Genomic DNA, 18,095 nt, shown 5'->3' with positions numbered 1-18,095 from the left:
AAAGTCGACTTTATATCGATGGCTATTATAATCCGATAAGAAGGCATGGGACTCTAGGAGGAAAGAGCCCCATAGATTTTGAGTTAAGTAACTAAAACCCCGTGTCTACTTTTAAGGGGTCATATCAACCTGAAACCTGAAACCTGAAACCTGAAACCTGAAACCTGAAACCTCGATCTTGCTCTTATCGTTTCTAGTTAGCGAAGCGTATAGTCTCTAGAACTCGCCGCTTCTCAAACCTCGAGCGAAGCGTTCTCGCTTCTAGTCCCTGCTTTTAAAAAAGGATTTAAAATGAAAAAACCATCACGTCGCAAATACAACAACATGCTGATCATCTTCGTGTTGCTTTTCATTGCAGTACTTCAAGCTCCTCAGCTAATAAAAACATATTTAATAGAACCAAAAGAAAATATTGAAGTTGTTGAAGGTATTAAGCCCTTATTTGAAGGTAAAAATGTAATCCAAAAAATGCATTTTTCAGAATATGACCTAAGTGCTAATACTTCAGAGCAAGAGAACCAACTCATTGAACGTTGGTTTACGCTAGAAGGAACACTTCTTAATGATGATTCAGTTAAAGCATTAAAAGAAAAGTTACCCGCTCCAAGCTCTGTTGAAGTCTGGCTTGAAGATCAAGAAGAGCCACAACGAATTACTATTTACCAAGCACCAAGTTTTTGGATGATGCAAAACTGGCAAGGTGAATGGATTGCAGTAAGTGCGGAAGAAGGGTATTTGTTTAGATAAGAGCAGGGACGAGAGGCAAGGACGCTGCGCTCGAGGAGCGAGTAAGAGCGAAAGAAGAGAGCAGAATTCAGATCGCTTCGCTTGCAGAGTTCAGAGGTAGTTGCTTCTAACTCCTCCCCTTTATCGCCATTATTACTTGGCAGGTAAAGTAAATATAAGGGGAGGTTGGGAGGGGTTGTTAGTAAATAACTAGAAACTATACACTGCGCTTTCAGGCTTCAGGAGCTATCGCTTTTGATTTTCCTGAAACCTGAAACCTGAAACCTGAAACCTAGCTCTTATAGCTTCTAGTTAGCGAAGCGCACAGTCTCTAGTGCTAATTTTTATTACTCAGTAAACCCTTTGATTTGAGCATTTAAAAACAACGTTTGTAGATGGCTGTAATCTTTTTGGATGGATTTATCAGGGTTAGCCATTGCAGTTGGTTTGATTGTTAATGAAACATTATCAGCCCAAGGGTAGAGCACATCAGGGGTAGAGTTATTAAACACACCGTTTTTGGTATAAGTAACATTACCATTAAACGCAACTGGATTTTCAATATCGTTTACTTGCAGCAAATTACGTCCACCTAAACTGTAATAGTTTTGATTTGATAAACTAAAAGCATACAGGGTAGGGAAAATGTCTCGATGAGAACCAATGCGTTCTTTTTCAAACTTATAGCTCGTATGTTCTAAAATAGCTTCAGGGACATAAAGATAAAAAGGAACTGCGCGAGCGAAGCCTAAATCTTTAGGAAATTCAATCGAGTAGTTACGTAATCTGTGATCACCAGAGGCCGAGATAATCGTTTTGCTTTTAAGCGAAGAAGCTTTTATTGAATCAACAAATTCACCTAAGGCATTCGACGAATATTGGTAAGTACCGTAAATCTTCTCCGATTCCGTTTTATCAAGCCCCATTTTATCCATCGCATATTGACTGATCTTAATAGGCTTCACATCATAATTTTCAGGTACTTTATAAGGAGGGTGATTCGTTTCTGTTTGGATCATCAACATCATAGGCTTCTTACTTTCAGCCAGAATTTTCTCAGCAAACTTAAAAGCGAATTCATCTGGTACACCCCAAGTACTCGATAGTTTTTCTGCTTCAGGGAAGGCTTTTTTTATATCGACTTCATCATAAAAAGCATCAACACCTTGGTATGGCATGTAATATTTTAAATTACGCCAGTTAGGACTGCCCCCAGTGATGTATACGACATCGTAACCTGCGTTTTTATAAGGTAAGAATGCAGAACCAAACAATGATGTCTTTTGAGCGCTACTGTGGCTAATAGAGTTAACATTGCTGTGAAATAACATCATTACAATGCTATTTATTGTTCCGCCAGTACCTGAAGTAAAACGATTAAAATGAAAATCGCTTTGCATATGAGGACGAAGAGCACCTAATAAATCAGTACCATTACCATCTTCTAGTAATAAGTTTGTTCCCATGCTCTCCATTAATGCAAACACCACATTCGGTGGATTTTTTTCTAAATATAGATTCGCTGGTGTTGTGTACTGTGCATCTGATTGATGAAGTACTTTTTCTACCTGAGATGTATATTCGTTAAAAGAGACTTTGTGGAATTTTGCGTCTTTTTTATGGTCACTATTAGCCCAATCAAGAGCAAGGATAGCGTTAGGGGTTGCTTGGTTTAATACCTCATAGTTTGAAACGTTAGCGTGGTATTTTTTTAGTGGGAAAGTACCAATAGAACCGCGAGCAATCACAGAATAAATAAGAATATTAGCAATAACAACAAGAGTGCATTTAAGTGTAGGTTGTGTGGAATAAGCTTTATTTAAAAAGTGATGAACGTATTTCTTACAAAGAAGAGTAGAAGCGATAGCGACGAATAAAGAGAAAATAGCAGAAGATAAGATTGGATAGTCTTTCCATAAAATATCAATTACAGCTGCAGTATCATCTTCCATTAAACCGAAGACAAAAATATCAAAGGAATTTCCATAGGTTTGATAATAAAAAAAGTTTGCTGTTGTTACTGAAATAGCGATAAAGCTAACGATGAACGTATAAGGAACAAAAGCGTTAAGCACTTTAGAGAAAAAACGAGTATTAGCAGTTAATAAACCAATCAAAAAGATAGGTGCATAAGCGATAGCTGCAACTTTTAAGTCAAATCTAAATCCAATAAACAGAGAGTTGAATAGATCGTTTGGAATGGCTTCAAGTGTGTCAAAATTAGCGTACTGAAGAATGAAATTCAAACGACCAAACATTAGAATAGCCGTAAAGGATAAAAGGCTGAGCCATACGACAGGATACAAAGCCTTACTGTTTTTTTGGAACATCACAAGTCTCTTTTTTGATTATCAAGTTCATTTATAAGATTTGCGAGCATGTTAACAATAGTAGCTCCATTTTTAAAGGAAGCCCCAATGCCAGAATTGCCAGAAGTAGAAACCAGCCGCCTAGGAATTACCCCACATCTGCAAGGTCAGACAATTAAAGCCATTGTGGTTAGAACGGATAAGCTTCGTTGGCCAATTCCTCAAGAATTGCAAAAATTAGTTGGACAAAGAGTTCAGTCAATTCGTCGCCGTGCAAAATATTTAATGATAGATACCCCAGAAGGCAGTGCGATTATTCATTTAGGAATGTCGGGCAGTTTACGCGTTTTAGATGAAGAAGTGCCGTCAGCAAAACACGATCATGTTGATCTAGTCTTAGAAAATGGCAAAGTTCTTCGTTATAACGATCCACGCAAGTTTGGCGCTTGGTTATATTCTGAGGTAGGTGTAGCGCATCAAGTGCTTTCTAAGCTAGGGCCAGAACCACTAACAAATGAATTTAATAGCGAGTATTTTGCTGAGAAAGCCAAGAATAAAAAAACCGTAGTTAAGCAATTTATAATGAACAATGCTGTAGTGGTTGGTGTTGGTAATATTTATGCCAGTGAATCTTTGTTTATGGCTCAAATTCATCCTAAAACGCCAGTAGGTTCATTAAAAGCGTCTCAGATTACTGTCCTTGTAGCTGAAATAAAAAAAGTGCTAGAAACCGCAATTAAGCAAGGTGGAACAACACTAAAAGATTTTAATCAAGTTGATGGCAAACCTGGATATTTTGCACAGGAATTGAAAGTGTATGGGAGAGCAGGGAAAGAGTGCCCAGTTTGCTCTAGTAAAATAGAAGAAGAGAAAATTGGGCAACGGAATAGTTTTTGGTGCGGAAAGTGTCAGTTTTTAGCTGAAGATTGACCTGATAAGTCAAAATATTTTTGAGCAACTAAAAGGGAGATTAATTTCTCTCTTTTGCTGTCTTTAAATTGTTCAACCCATTGGTTAGCATTTTTAATGATCTTTAGAGCTTCATCTTCATGCTTTGTGTAATAATCCATTTTTTCAATTAAGTCTGAAAAATCATCTTTCACTTCAACAAAATGAATACCCGCTTGTAGCTTTCCTTCCATAAACCAAGTTTCATAGCGTAGTTTTGGAGTGAAACACAGCGAGTTTGAAGACATGATCCATTTCAGGTTAGTTGCAACGTCCATGCCCTCTAAGCTTAAGATAAACTTATATTCCAACTGTTCTTCAATCGACATCGAAGGTAGAACGTAGCCAAGTTGCTCTTCTGAATCGTCTTTTGTATCAACACGACCAATATTGCATTTTGGGTTGTTGAAATGAGTTGAAAGTAATAATCGACGATTTGGACGAAAACCTGTTCCTCGCCATACCACAGCATCTTTCTTTTCTTGAAAGCTTTTATTGTCATTAATGAAGTTATAGTGACGGATTGCATTTAGCTTCAATAATATAGATGCCGCATTATCCCCATCAATAGGTCTGCTTTTTAAAAAGCTAGGATCAGCAGGAACATCAATAACATCCCCATTAATGTAGTTAAAAAAGTAAGAAGGGCTAAACGCTTTAATGACTTTAAACAGATCTAAGTAATAAGTACTACCACCTGTTTTTTTAAATTGGCTAACTTGTGTCGCTTCTTGGTTATTTACAGAAAATGGAATATCCAGTTTATTGTAATAATTAACCCTTTGCTCAATATAGTCTTGATCAAATGAGGTTCTGCTTTGCAGCGTTTTTTTGCCAAGAGCTTGGAGAATAAAAGCAGGTATTATCGTAATGCTGCCGTTGGCGACATAATAACGAAATTTCTTTAAGCTCATTGCTTCACCTTTTGATAGATAGCCGAAGCTACGTACGGATGAACAAACTGATCAATCTTACCGCCGTGGATAGCCGTTTCTCTTACGATGGTAGAAGATAAAAATCCGTGCTCTTCAGGTGGCGTAAGGAAAATGGTTTCTAGCTCGGGCATTAACTTTTTGTACATGGTGGTTAAGCCAAGCTCATATTCAAAATCCATCGTAGTGCGTAAACCACGAACTAAGATATTAGCTTGCTGATCTTTTGCTAAATCAACTAACAGTCCAGAAAAGCCAACAACAGAGACATTATTCAAATGTGCTGTTGCTTGCACTAACATATCCACACGCTCCTCAAGAGAGAACATGGTTTTTTTACTTGGACTAAAGGCAACGCCCACAACAACATGATCAAACATATTAGCCGCACGACTAATAATGTCTGAATGTCCGTGAGTTACCGGATCAAAGGTTCCAGGGTAAATAACACGCTTAGTCATGTTGCTCCTCAAGAAACTGATTAATACCTTGCTCACAACGAGTAAGTTTCTCTGTGATTGTTTTTTCCAAAATAGCGTCATTTTCAGCTAAAGAGGCACGAGAGTTTTCATTATGGAAAAGGTGATAGCCCACGCCTGAAAATTTTAGATATAGGCGTGATAAACCAGAGTTTAATAATCTAAGAACAAATTCACTATCTTCTCTACCCCAGCCAATAAATTCATTATTAAAACCATTTGTTTTTATTATATCTTCCATCCAAAAAGACATATTGCAACTTCGAGTTGACTTGTCACTATTGGATATTTTAGAAAAAATAGAAGATAACAATTTATTATTAATAATATTTTTTCTATTTTTTAAACCTGAACTGAAAAAGGTAGGTAGCTTAGCTGTATTCATAACGTGCTGTGAGCATTCTTGGTTTAGTAAAACCCGACCCCCTTGGATAAACTGTCCCCTTACAGCATGTTTTTTATGGTCTAAAACAAAGCTTGGAGGTAAAACGATATCCCCATCTATTATAATAATATATTCAAAATGCGCTTGTGCGATTGCTTTATTTCGGCTTTGTGCGGCTCGGAAACCATCATCTTTTTGCCAGCTATGATATAGAGGAACAGGAAATGAATTTTGGTATTCTTTTATTAATTGAGCTGTATCTTCTTTCGAACCATCATCAGCAATAATTACTTCATCTGGTAGTTCTAATTGGTTTTTTACGCTATCGAGAACACTACCTAAAGCTTCTTTCCAATTATAAGTAGTGATGATTAATGTTGTTTTCATTTTTTTTTCACCTCTTCACGAAGGTAAAGGTCAATATATTTAATAAAAGTTGTGTGCATTGTTAACCAAGCTAAAATAAAACCATGTTTACCATCTAAGAAACCACGTTTAAATATATACATTCTTAAGAAGGCTCCCAGCGCATGAATTAATGCCGTGCTTAGTCCCGCTTTTTTCTTTCCTTCACGTTCATCCGTCCATGCTTTTAAGTAGCCAGTTGTTTTGTTGATGTAATGGTGCAAATTATCGTAAGTGAAATGCAGTAAACGACCTTTTAACTTTTCAACACGAACAGAGTCAGAAGTTACTACTTTCTCATGAACCAAAGCATCGTTATATTGAGCTTCATTAGTGCGATATAAGCGAAGAACCCAGTCAGGAGACCAACCTGAGTAATGAATTTCTTTACCAAATGCATCACTTAATCGATTCACTTTATAAGCAACATTAGGCTTGTTATCGCTGATTGCTTTTTGAATGTCTGCTTTTAATTCAGGGGTTACTCGTTCATCAGCATCAAGCCATAAAACATAGTCAGAGGTGATGTGTTGTTGTGCAAGTTGACGCTGTTTACCAAACCCAGGCCATTCAGGGTTTACAAAAAATTTATCAGTAAACTGACGAGCAATGGCTTCGGTAGAGTCAGTACTACCAGAATCAAGGATAACAATTTCATCTACCCAACCTTGTACGGTTTCAAGGCAAGATTGTAGGTGGTTCGCTTCATTTTTAACGATAAGAGCGACGGTAAGTGTAGGTGTTGTCATTTATATGATTCTCATTAACGTTAGAGTGAAAAGTCGATAACTGCTTTATCAAACATGGCAATAACTTGCTCAGAGCGAATACGATTCATTGCCTGCTTATCTTGAACACGAGTTCGCCATGATAACTCTGATTTATCTTTCCCTGTTTCAGCTTTAATCGCTTCATCATAAACCGTAACGACATAGTCACGATATTGATAAGGGCAGGTGCGGTCAGGGTTATGGTGCGCATACAAACCAATAATAGGGGTATTAACGGCATTTGCCATGTGTGCAGGACCAGTATCTGGAGCTATCACTAAATTAGCTTGCTTTAATAGTGCTAACATCTCTTTAAGTGAGCTTTTTCCTACTAAATTTTTAACAGGTGCATTTAAAAGAGATTCAATGTTTGCAGCTAAATCAATTTCAACTTGAGCCGGACTGCCAGCAAGTGTAATCGTCCACCCCTGAGATTGAGCATGATGGATAACATCAGCATAACCTTGAGCGTTCCAATTTTTATAGGCTTTACTTGCTGCAGGAACAATGACGAGGTTCTTGTTATTAACATCAGAAAGTTGAGAAGATGCCCAAGCATTATCTTCAGAACTGGTCGGAATATCCCACGTTGGATTCGTGGTATTAACACCAAGCTCTTTTACAAAAGCGATTAATCCATCAAGTACATGTGGTTTTTGTGGAGAGGGCACTTTGTAGTTAGTAAATAGGGTTTGAAAGTCATTACTGCGTTCTTTATCAAAGCCTAATTTGTACTTTGCTTTAATACCCAATGTTGCAACGCTTGCTCGCAATGCGTATTGCATATGAAGAAGCGCATCAAAACGTTCATTTTTAAGTGTTTTCCACAATTGGGTATAGCCTTTCCACCCCAGTTTTTTATCAAAAACAACCACATTAATATTAGGTAGATCGCCAATTAAATGCGCTTCAAGTTTACCTGTAATCCAAGTTATTTTAGTTTCAGGCCATTGCTTTTGAATCATTTGAATAGCAGCAATGGTATTGCAAACATCACCAATAGCTGAGAGGCGTAAAATACACAAAGAATTAGGAGCTGAAGTGAATAAAGGCATAGAGATGTTAACCTAATAAGAATGAGTTAGAATTATGCTATTAACAGTCATAAATGTAAAATGGCATAAAGCGAGAAAGAGACTAGAGACTATACGCTTCGCTAACTAGAGATTATAAGAGCAAGATACAACAAGTTGCTAAGGGGCGCTTCGCTTAAGAAGAGCGTAAGCTCTAGCTCCTCCCCTTTATCGATATAGCTACTTGGCTGTAAATGTTGATATAAGGGGAGGCTGGGAGGGGTTGCTAGTGAATGACTAGAAATTATAAGAATACCTAGCTTTTGCTCTTATAGTTTCTAGAAGCGAAGCGACCTAGTTAGCGCAGCGTACAGTTCTAATTAATATTGGAGTCATTGTGTGAAAACAATTAGAAATAAAAAACAGATCATTTGGTACGACGACTCAATTCTTAGTGACTCACCAGAACAATGCTGTGATCCTGACTATTGGAAACAACAAAACAAAGTGATTGGTTCAGCGCAAGGCCGTGGTACAACTTGGTTTGTAGCTTTAGATAAAATGGATGCAGCGTTACGCCATTATCGTCGTGGTGGTTTATTTGGAAAAATCATTAAAGATCATTACATTTTTACTGGGTGGGAAAAGAGTCGTAGCTACCAGGAATTTCAGTTACTAAAGAGTTTAAAAGAAGCGGGTGTTAACGTTCCAAAGCCTATAGCAGCAAGAACCATAAAACGAACGTTTTGTTATCAAGCTGACTTATTAAGTGAAAAGATCCCGAACGCACAAGATCTTGTGTCTATCTTGCAAGAAAAACCATTATCAAAAGAGGTGTACCAAAAAGTTGGTAATGAAATCCGAAAAATGCATGCTGCTCAAGTCAATCACACCGATTTAAACATTCATAATATTTTGATTGATGATAACGACAAAGTTTGGATTATTGATTTCGATAAATGTTATCAGCAGAAAGACGATGATTGGAAGCAAGGAAACTGGGATAGATTAAAACGCTCGTTTGTAAAAGAAGTAACTAAACGAAATATTCATTGGAGTGAAGAAGAATGGGCTAGCTTAGAGAACTAACCCATATGTAAATTAAGATTTTTTGGGTGTGGTATTAAAGTAAATTTAAGGTTTTAATTACTGCACCAGAGTTTTTTGAAATAAAGTCTTGCGCATTTTCACCCATTTTCTCGACATATTCTGGTTGAGTCATTAATTGCTTTAATAGGCTCGCCAGCTCTTCAGCAGAAGTGATAACTTTCGTTGCGTCTTCTTTGATTAGCGTTTCAGCTATCTCTAAGAAATTATAATAACTTGGGCCAGTAATGGACGGTTTAGCTAGTGCAGCAGGCTCAAGTAAATTATGACCACCCACTTTATCACCAAGTAAACTTCCGCCCATAAAGCAGATATCAGAAGCACCAATGAGCGTAAGCATTTCTCCCATCGTATCACCAAGATATATTTGACAATCTGGCGTTAATGTCTGATTTGACGTGCGTTTAACGGTTTTAAAATCAGCGCCTTGGCAAAGCTCAAATACAGCATTAAAGCGCTCGGGGTGACGCGGAACTAAAATTAATAACGCATTAGGTATCTTATGCAATAAAGAGCGATGGGCCGCTAGAATTTGCTCATCTTCACCTTTATGTGTACTGGTCGCAATCCAAATCGGGCGATCTTCTCCAAGTTGCTTACGAAGAATAATCCCTGATTCTTGTATTTGCTCTGTAGTTTCGATATCAAATTTTACTGAGCCAGTCACATGTACTTTCTCAGGTTGAATACCAAGAGCAACGAAACGATCTGCATCATCTTTATATTGGCAACAAACATGAGTTAGGTGTTTACCAAGTAGATTAAATATAGGCTGTACTTTTTTGTAGCCTAAAAAGGATTTTTCAGAAAGACGAGCATTTAATACTGAAATAGGAATGCCAAATTTGGCAACAGTATGCAGTGTATTTGGCCACAGTTCTGTTTCCATAATTAGCATCTTTTCAGGTTTAGTCGCTTTTAAAAAACCACGAACCGCAAAGCAAAAATCAATCGGCATGTATCTGTGTCCAACCAAATCACCTAACTTTTCGATTTGTTCAGCACCAGTACTTGTCGTCGTCGTGACAAGAATGGGTTGTTCAGGGTTTTGCTTCTTTAATGCTTTAATAATAGGAGCAGCAGCAATGGCTTCACCAACCGATACCGCATGAATCCATATTGGAGCCTGCGTTGCATTGAGTGATGGGGTACAACCAAAGTGCTCTTTCCATCGACGACCAAAAGCAGGCTTTCCTTCTTTTTTCTTATAAAGAGAATAGAGAAGTAAAGGAGAGATAAAGGTTAAAAGTAAGCTGTACAAAAAGCGCATTATTTTCTCTTTTTGAAAATATATTTTTGCCAAGTATATATTTTACCAAGTAATCCCATATGTTTAGATTTTAAATAAATCGCTTTTCTTGGATCTTTCCAGCTATGCTGAAACCAATGCACTAAGTATGAATTATCAGGAGTAGTAAACTCTTGTCCATTACCAAGATAGCAATAGAAGTATTCAACTGGGAAAATTAACGATTTCTCAATATCTTTCATTTTATTGTCAATTAAGACATGAGACATTATTCCCGGTCCCATATACAATGGAGAACTTAGGATTTTATGCTCGTAAAAATCGATAAGATTAGCCAAAATTTTTGATTCTTTTTGCGCATAAATACACGCAGTTCCAATCATTGACTCTGATTCATATCCAACAGCAAACTGGCATTCTTCAAACAATGGGAATGGATTTTTTTGCACAGTTACATCTGTATCTAAATACAATCCACCTTCATGTTGTAATATTTTCAGGCGTAAATAATCCGTAACAAAAGCGTACAATCCACGCTTATAGCACTCTTTTGCAAACTCGCATCCATCAATCCACTCAGTGATTAATGAGTATTCTTCCGTCCATACTTTGTATTCATAACCCTGTTTTTTCCAGTCTTCAATACAAACTAAAGCAAGAGGGGTTAGTTTATTACCTAACCATATTGCATGGATTTTATTCTTCATTATAAAACCTTTTAATACTTGACGTTAAATATAATGAATATGCAGCAGCACAAAAAATGGTAAACATATAGAGCCCTGTTTTAAATAACCAGAAAGACTCAAACATATTAATTATAATAAAGTATGTGATAAATATAAGAATTAAGTAGTAACTTTCGCCTTGGTCAAAATTTCGTACGCTATATGCACTCTTAATTAAAGTTATACAAACAAATATTAATAAAGAAAAACCAAGTAAACCATATGAAACTAATATCTCAATATGACCATTATGTAAGTGTGAAAAATTAGCTTTAATATAGTCTGGAATATTTTTTGATTCTTGAATTACTAAATTACGAGTATCTTCTCCAAAACCAAGGATTGGATATTTTTTTATCCATGGAATTGATTCATACCAAAAATGAATTCTTGCACCAATACTTGTATATGGAACAGTATCAATATTTCCTGATATAATTGCTGAAAATACTGCGGACTCAGTATTTATTCTTTCTTCAATAACAGATATTTTGCTGATCAAAGATATTGTAATTAAAAAAGAGAGAATAATAGCTATTTTTTTCTTAAAACTTCCCCTTTTAATTATCTCATATCCAATATATAGAATAAGTATTAGGAAGATAGCCAACCAAACTTGTCTTGCTTTAGTTACAATTGCAATAAAAATAAAAGGAGAAATTATTAATAAATATAAAAAGACAGATAATAGTTTTGATTTAAAGCTACAGTTTGATTTTATTTTTTTGATTGCATAATAAGATGTTAATAATATAGCACATCCAGCTAATGCAGCTGAGTGGTTTGCATTAATAAAATCAAAATCGACTCTTTCTCCATTAAATCCATTGTAAATATCTAAAATGATATCAGAGGAATGAGTAAACAAAGTCATCAAAAGACCGATTAAAAATAGAAATAAAAAAGTTCTTATATTTTTCAAGTCTGCTTTTAACCAATAAGCAATCATTATAAAAAAGAAAATATTACCTAGAAAACCAATATTAGGGCTACTTTTAGCTAATGATGGGTCACTAACTATAGAGTTTGCCCAGCTTAGAATTGAAACAATAACGGCTGAAATTAGAGATAAAAAGATCTTATCTTGAAAGAAATACTTACGATAAACATAAATTGCAAGTAGACTACCAACAACGATACATGATTGGAAAATGTCTCCAATGTAACGGTTGGATTCTTTAAATAACACATAGCCAAATAAACAAAAAAGCATTATTTGTTGAAAATGATGGTTATTAATAAACCGCTCTAATTTAGATGTTTTTATCATAATATACGGATTACTTCTTTGTAGGAAAGCTCTTTCAAGCACTTCAAATGACCAAGAGGGCATTCACGCTTAAAACAAGGACGACACTCAATATCAGTGCTTACAATATCGACTTTTTCCGCTAATGGTGGTGTGTACTTTGGTGATGTAGAACCATAAACACCAACCACATGACAACCTACTGCAGCAGCAACGTGCATTAAACCAGAATCGTTACTTACAACGGTTTTACAAGCGGCAAGTAGATCAACCGCTTCAATTAAGCTTGTATTTCCTGCTATGTTAAATACTGCTGCTCGGTTATCTACATCCACTAAAGCTTTAATACTTTCAGTTGTTTCTTTATCTTTGGCAGAGCCAAATAACCATACTTGATGGCCACGGTTAATCATTTCGTTAGCTACGGCAGCATAATGCTCAACAGGCCACTGTTTTGCAGGACCAAATTCAGCGCCCGGGCACAAACCAAGAACCGGTTTATCAAGAGATAAAGAAAACTTCTCTAGAGTATTTTTTTGAACTTCCGCATCAATTGATAGAGCTGGGCGAGGTAAATTCTCTAATCCACCTAGTGAACTTGAATCAATCATTTCAGATTTAGGATGAGCTAATGCTACATAGCGCTCAACCATGTATTGGAATGCTTTTTTATTTGGACGTAAGTCGTTTAATAACCCATAACGCATTTCACCTTTCCAACCCGTACGAACCGGGATCCCTGCAAACCAAGGAATAAGTGCTGATTTTGCAGAGTTCGGGCAAATGTAAGCATGTGTATAGTTATTATTTTTTAACTCTTTACCAAGAGCACGACGACCTAACAGATTGAAATCACCATGACCAAGAGGCATTTCAATCGCTTGGTTAACCTCAGGCATTCTTTCAAGAATGGGTTTACACCAAGTCGGTGCCATTACATCGATAATCGCTTCAGGGTGCTGTTGTTTTAATGTGATATACAGTGATTGAGACATCACCATATCACCTACCCATGATGGGCCAATGATCAGGATTTTCATTACTTATTTTTCCAATGCAAACTTTTCATTAGGGATTCATAGGTACGAAACAGTTCAATATATATTTTATTGAATGGAGAAATACCGCTTTTGTCTTTACGTGTTGAACCAATCGTGGAAGTAATATCGGCACGCGTAAATAGGTCAGGTGAGACACTATAAGTTTGTACCTGATGTCGCCAAGGCTTTTCCATATAGTCATCGACAGGTTCCAAAAACGCTTGAGCATTATCAATAAAGCGTTGGGCTGCTTTAGGGCTAATAATATACGCTGTTGTACCGCAGGTTTTTTTCTTATAACCGCCAAGTTGAAACTCAGGGGTTAAATCTAGAATACGATGAAATGGAGACTTATGAGTTGCTGATAATTTGATGTAATCATAAGTTTGGATATGTTCAAAACTTAATTCAATTATCTGTTTAGCGTTTGCGATAGGGTCAACATTGTCTTCCATAATGACGATAGATTCATTTAAGGAAACGCATTTGTGCCACATCGCATAGTGGCTTGCAAAACAGGCGATTTCACTGGTTTTAAGTGAGTAGCCTTTACGTTTTTTTGTGGTAACAGGGCGAGCATGATCAGAATATTGAAAGTTTTCAATTGATCCGTCAATCGCATCAAAAAACTCAAAAGAGATATCAAGAGCGTCTAAATGCTTTTGAATGCGCTCACGGCGATCAACCGAACGTTTTAAACTGACAACAAATACTTTCATATATCCCATATACCAGAAAAATTAAATTGGATGATTTTTAAGAAACTAGAAACGATAAGTTCAAGAGCAGTTGTAGTGCTCTCGAACTGATTTACGTTCTTACTCGTTCCTCGAGCGAAGCGTCCTCGTCACTTAAATCTACTTATTAATCATCGCCATATATTCAGCAACACCATCAGCTACTGACTTAAACTCAACATCACAACCAGCAGCACGAAGCTTAGTTAGATCAGCTTGAGTAAACTCTTGGTATGCGCCTTTTAGGTGCTCAGGGAACGGGATAGTTTCCACTTCACCTTTACCGTGGTGTTTAATTACTGCTTCAGCAACTGCGCGGAATGGTTCAGCACGGCCAGTACCACAGTTATAGATACCAGATACGCCATTTTCTAAGAACCAAAGGTTAACCGCAGCCACATCACCAACGTAAACGAAATCACGTTTAAACTCGTCACTACCTTCAAACAGTTTAGGGTTGTCGCCCGCATTCATTTGGTTATTTAAATGGAAAGCAACCGAAGCCATAGAACCTTTATGTTGTTCACGAGGGCCATACACATTGAAGTAACGGAAACCCGTAATTTGAGATAGCGTTTCGTTGTGCTCTTCAGCATCAGCCCATAGGCGACGAACGTAGTTATCAAACTGTTGTTTAGAATAACCGTAAACGTTTAGAGCACCTTCGTATTCACGCTCTTCGATAAACGTATCTGTTTCACCGTAAGTAGCTGCTGATGATGCATAAAGGAATGGAATTTCACGCTCAATACAGAAATGAAGCAACTCTTTAGAGTACTCATAGTTGTTCATCATAATGTATTTGCCATCCCACTCAGTCGTAGCAGAGCAAGCACCTTCATGGAAAATAGCTTCGATAGGACCAAAGTCATCACCCGCCATAATTTGCGTAATGAAGTCTTCTTTATCCATGTAATCAGTGATATCAAGATCCACTAGGTTCTTGAATTTTTTACCATCTTTTAGGTTATCAACCACTAAAATGTCGTTAAAACCTTTGTCATTTAAAGACTTAACAATGTTGCTGCCAATCATGCCAGCGCCGCCAGTTACAATGATCATTTTGATACCACCGAAAAATAATATAATTGATTGAATTGTAGCAAAGAAGAAGAGGTGACGCTACGCTTGAAAAGCAGGGGCGAGAGTTGATAACACTTAGCTTGAGGAAGAGCGAAAAGCGAGGTTTCAGGATTCAGGTTTCAGGAGAGCGAAAGAACAGAATTCAGAGCGCTTCGCTTGCAGATTTCAGAGGTGATCGCTGAAATCACAGTGACAAAGAATGGTTCTCCCCCTTTATCGCAATAATTATGAGATCGATATAGTGAATATAAGGGGGAGTTAAAGGGGGTTGGTTGTGCTGTCTTTAGGTTATTCAGATAAACTAAACTTCATTATTTACAACCCCTCCTAGCCTCCCCTTATTATCGGCAGTTTCTACCAAGTCACATTTGTGAACAAGGGGAGGAACAGTATTGTGAACGCTGAAATAACAACGATCACTCCTGAACCCTGCAAGGGAGCTTGCGACCGATCTGAATCCTAAATTCCCGAGTGATAAATCATTGGGATTGGTGATGTTAGTAGAAAAGGGAGAGTGTGGTGTGTTTTTAGGAAGATCGAAAGAGCAGAATTCAGATCGCTTCGCTTGCAGATTTCAGAGGTGATCGCTGAAGCTACAACGACAAAAAATAGTTCCTCCCCTTGAGTGATAAATCATTGGGATTCGTGATGTTAATAGAAGGGGAGGTTAGGAGGGGTTGTGAATGAATAACTTTGAATATACTCGCAATAGCTTTACCTCTTTAATTGAATTTTTTCTTTTTCTGCTACTGGTTATGGGATATTTAGAAATAAAGGTTACAACCCCCTCTAACTCCCCCTTGTATTGATTTTATTACTCTCATACATACAGTGGTAAAAGGGGGAGAACAGTCTTTGACGCTGTAATAACAACGATCACCCCTGAATCCTGCAAGGGAGCCTGCGACCGATCTGAACCCTGAATTCTAAAAAGGAGCTCTCATGCCCACACCCTTAAAAACCTCAACCCAAACCACCAACCTCGAAATAAACCTCAAACACCATGGTGGAAAACTCGGCGTCACAGGCTCATGCCATGAACTCAGTATTAAGCACAACGGCAACAACCACGGTATATTAATAGATTGCGGTTTGTTTCAGGGGAGAGATGCCAAAGATAAAAATGGAAACGAGAGAAAGCTCGATATTGAATTTCCCATCGCACATATAAAAGCGCTCATTCTTACTCATACACATATCGATCACATTGGGCGACTGCCTTGGTTACTAGCAAAAGGTTTCAAGCAACCCATTTACTGTACACCAGCAACAGCAGAGCTCGTACCGCTCATGTTAGATGATGGATTAAAACTGCAACTAGGATTAAACAAAGGTCAAAGAGAAAGAGTATTAGCATTTATAAGAAAACAGATAAAACCCATCCCATACAACCAATGGCACCGAATTAAGCTCACCTCTACAGTTAAATCTTCTAGCTCTTCCTCGCCCCTCGAAGCGAAGCGTCCTAAATTCTCGTCCCTTTACCTCCGTTTCCAACCCGCAGGGCATATCCTCGGTTCTGCTTATGTCGAAATTAAACTTCCCAACAATGAAATTATCGTATTTTCAGGTGATTTAGGGCCATCAAAAACGCCACTATTGCCTGACCCAACGCCACCGAAACGAGCCGATATATTAGTCATAGAAAGTACTTACGGCAATAAAATTCATGACAGCGTAGAAACCAGAGCCACTCGTTTACAACAGGTCATCGAGCGTTCATTAGAAGATGGTGGAGCCATTATTATTCCTGCATTTTCAGTGGGCAGAACTCAAGAGCTACTGTTTGATATAGAGCATCTAATTCATCATAAAAAAATAGACTCAAAAATCCCCATCATTCTTGATTCACCATTAGCCAATAAAGTCACCAAACAATATCGACGTTTTAAAAAATTATGGAGTAAAGAAGCCACAACCAAGTTAAACAACCATCGTCATCCACTTAACTTTGAGCAATGCATCGTTATCGAAAGCCACAAAGAGCACATGAAAATAGTTAATCGACTAAAAAGTACTGCAGAGCCATGCATTATTGTCGCCGCAAGTGGCATGTGTGCCGGAGGCCGAGTCATGAATTACCTTGAGGCATTATTACCAGATAAACGAACCGATATTATTCTTGCCGGTTATCAAGCTCATGGAACATTAGGGCGAGATCTTCAAAACCAAGAACATCAAGTATGGATAGATAACCAACCGATTGATGTTAATGCGCAAATCCACACCATGTCTGGATATTCAGCCCACGCCGATCAATCTGATTTAATTAAGTTTGTCGAGGGGATAGAAGAGGGAAGAAAAGAGATAGTAGTGGTGCATGGGGAGGATGATGTGCGTAGGGAGTTTGAGAGGGTTTTAGAGACTAGAAACTATACGCTGCGCTTACTTAGGTTTCAGGATTCAGGTCGCTTCGCTTGCAGGAGATAAGGATGAAATGTGAAAGTTTAGCTGTTTGGAAAAGAGCTTGTCGTTTATCGTGTAGTATTTATGAGTTAACTTCAGATATTAAAGATTACGGCTTTAGAGACCAGATTACTCGGTCAGGATTATCGATACCTTCCAATATAGCAGAAGGAGAAGAACGCGAAAGTGGTAAAGAAAAAGCTCGATTTTTAAATTATTCTCAAGGCTCTGCGGCAGAATTGATTACTCAGATTTTTATCGGTATTGAAATTGGCTATATTAGAAAAGAGGAAGGATTGTTACTCATTCAGGAGGCAAGAGAGATCCTAGCAATTCTATCCAAACTAGCAAAACTGAAAAGCAAATAAAATAAATGTTGTATGCTGCACTACTTTGGTTTTTGCTCTTCCTGATTTGACCCCAATAAAGTGGACACTCGATCACGAGGATTGAGTGACATGAAAATCAAATCACAACGAAAGTTTTCTAATGAGTTCAAAAGAAACGCAGTTCAACAGTCATTAGACTC

The 18,095-nt window shown here is 37.5% G+C and carries 17 protein-coding genes; 5 read left to right on the top strand and 12 right to left on the bottom strand.

Annotated elements, in window-relative coordinates; all coding sequences use genetic code 11:
* The first annotated feature begins 291 nt into the window (after positions 1-291).
* The gene (locus tag HC728_RS18730) at positions 292-747 is read left to right on the top strand and encodes a hypothetical protein (protein ID WP_190395882.1); all 456 of its coding nucleotides are present in this window, start codon (positions 292-294) and stop codon (positions 745-747) included.
* 326 nt (positions 748-1,073) lie between these two features.
* On the opposite strand, the gene HC728_RS18725 is transcribed toward HC728_RS18730, so the two are convergent.
* Positions 1,074-3,056: an LTA synthase family protein gene (locus HC728_RS18725; RefSeq protein ID WP_190395881.1), complete on the bottom strand. Its 1,983-nt coding sequence runs from the start codon at positions 3,054-3,056 to the stop codon at positions 1,074-1,076.
* Between the two features lie 87 nt (positions 3,057-3,143).
* Between HC728_RS18725 and mutM the strand changes: the two genes are divergently transcribed.
* Positions 3,144-3,965, top strand: a complete 822-nt coding sequence (gene mutM / locus HC728_RS18720; protein WP_012532671.1) for a bifunctional DNA-formamidopyrimidine glycosylase/DNA-(apurinic or apyrimidinic site) lyase — start codon at positions 3,144-3,146, stop codon at positions 3,963-3,965.
* Here mutM and HC728_RS18715 read toward each other — a convergent pair.
* From HC728_RS18715 to HC728_RS18695, 5 genes are read right to left on the bottom strand one after another with little or no spacing between them, the layout of a single operon-like run.
* Positions 3,944-4,897 (bottom strand): glycosyl transferase family 90, encoded by a 954-nt coding sequence (locus tag HC728_RS18715; protein ID WP_065604236.1) that lies wholly within the window; start codon positions 4,895-4,897, stop codon positions 3,944-3,946. The genes mutM and HC728_RS18715 overlap by 22 nt on opposite strands.
* Positions 4,894-5,376, bottom strand: coding sequence for a pantetheine-phosphate adenylyltransferase (gene coaD, locus HC728_RS18710; protein WP_063647131.1), 483 nt, complete (start codon positions 5,374-5,376; stop codon positions 4,894-4,896). The genes HC728_RS18715 and coaD overlap by 4 nt, the downstream gene beginning before the upstream one ends.
* A complete protein-coding gene (locus tag HC728_RS18705) occupies positions 5,369-6,166 on the bottom strand; it encodes a glycosyltransferase family 2 protein (RefSeq protein WP_190395880.1) in 798 nt (265 codons plus the stop codon). The genes coaD and HC728_RS18705 overlap by 8 nt, the downstream gene beginning before the upstream one ends.
* A complete protein-coding gene (locus HC728_RS18700) occupies positions 6,163-6,933 on the bottom strand; it encodes a glycosyltransferase family 2 protein (protein ID WP_017020347.1) in 771 nt (256 codons plus the stop codon). Before HC728_RS18700 ends, HC728_RS18705 begins: the two co-directional genes overlap by 4 nt.
* Positions 6,934-6,953: 20 nt before the next feature.
* Positions 6,954-8,009 carry a glycosyltransferase family 9 protein gene (locus HC728_RS18695; RefSeq protein WP_190395879.1) on the bottom strand — a complete coding sequence of 352 codons (1,056 nt, stop codon included), beginning with the start codon at positions 8,007-8,009 and terminating at the stop codon, positions 6,954-6,956.
* Positions 8,010-8,366: 357 nt separating this feature from the next.
* Here HC728_RS18695 and HC728_RS18690 point away from each other — a divergent pair, with 357 nt between their 5' ends.
* Entirely contained in the window at positions 8,367-9,056 is a 690-nt protein-coding gene (locus tag HC728_RS18690; RefSeq protein WP_190395878.1) for a 3-deoxy-D-manno-octulosonic acid kinase, read from the top strand.
* A 34-nt stretch (positions 9,057-9,090) separates the two neighbouring features.
* Here HC728_RS18690 and waaA read toward each other — a convergent pair whose 3' ends face one another.
* The 6 genes from waaA to rfaD form a co-directional block, all read right to left on the bottom strand.
* Positions 9,091-10,344, bottom strand: a complete 1,254-nt coding sequence (waaA, locus tag HC728_RS18685; RefSeq protein ID WP_190395877.1) for a lipid IV(A) 3-deoxy-D-manno-octulosonic acid transferase — start codon at positions 10,342-10,344, stop codon at positions 9,091-9,093.
* A complete protein-coding gene (locus HC728_RS18680; protein WP_190395876.1) occupies positions 10,344-11,030 on the bottom strand; it encodes a glycosyltransferase family 32 protein in 687 nt (228 codons plus the stop codon). The genes waaA and HC728_RS18680 overlap by 1 nt, the downstream gene beginning before the upstream one ends.
* The gene (locus HC728_RS18675; RefSeq protein ID WP_190395875.1) at positions 11,020-12,363 is read right to left on the bottom strand and encodes an O-antigen ligase family protein; all 1,344 of its coding nucleotides are present in this window, start codon (positions 12,361-12,363) and stop codon (positions 11,020-11,022) included. The genes HC728_RS18680 and HC728_RS18675 overlap by 11 nt, the downstream gene beginning before the upstream one ends.
* Positions 12,318-13,340 carry a lipopolysaccharide heptosyltransferase II gene (gene waaF / locus HC728_RS18670; protein ID WP_190395874.1) on the bottom strand — a complete coding sequence of 341 codons (1,023 nt, stop codon included), beginning with the start codon at positions 13,338-13,340 and terminating at the stop codon, positions 12,318-12,320. Before waaF ends, HC728_RS18675 begins: the two co-directional genes overlap by 46 nt.
* Complete coding sequence (locus tag HC728_RS18665; protein ID WP_190395873.1) at positions 13,340-14,059, bottom strand: glycosyltransferase family 25 protein; 720 nt, start codon at positions 14,057-14,059, stop codon at positions 13,340-13,342. Before HC728_RS18665 ends, waaF begins: the two co-directional genes overlap by 1 nt.
* A 138-nt stretch (positions 14,060-14,197) precedes the next feature.
* Positions 14,198-15,139 (bottom strand): ADP-glyceromanno-heptose 6-epimerase, encoded by a 942-nt coding sequence (gene rfaD / locus HC728_RS18660; protein WP_005417078.1) that lies wholly within the window; start codon positions 15,137-15,139, stop codon positions 14,198-14,200.
* Positions 15,140-16,102: 963 nt separating this feature from the next.
* Here rfaD and HC728_RS18655 point away from each other — a divergent pair.
* Positions 16,103-17,590, top strand: coding sequence for an MBL fold metallo-hydrolase RNA specificity domain-containing protein (locus tag HC728_RS18655; protein ID WP_190395872.1), 1,488 nt, complete (start codon positions 16,103-16,105; stop codon positions 17,588-17,590).
* Positions 17,591-17,592: 2 nt separating this feature from the next.
* Positions 17,593-17,934, top strand: coding sequence for a four helix bundle protein (locus HC728_RS18650; RefSeq protein WP_054775430.1), 342 nt, complete (start codon positions 17,593-17,595; stop codon positions 17,932-17,934).
* Positions 17,935-18,095: the final 161 nt, after the last annotated feature.

The sequence above is a fragment of the Aliivibrio sp. S10_S31 genome (assembly GCF_014694495.1).
GTDB classification, from domain to species: domain Bacteria; phylum Pseudomonadota; class Gammaproteobacteria; order Enterobacterales; family Vibrionaceae; genus Aliivibrio; species Aliivibrio fischeri.
This window is presented reverse-complemented; position numbering and strand designations above follow the sequence as displayed.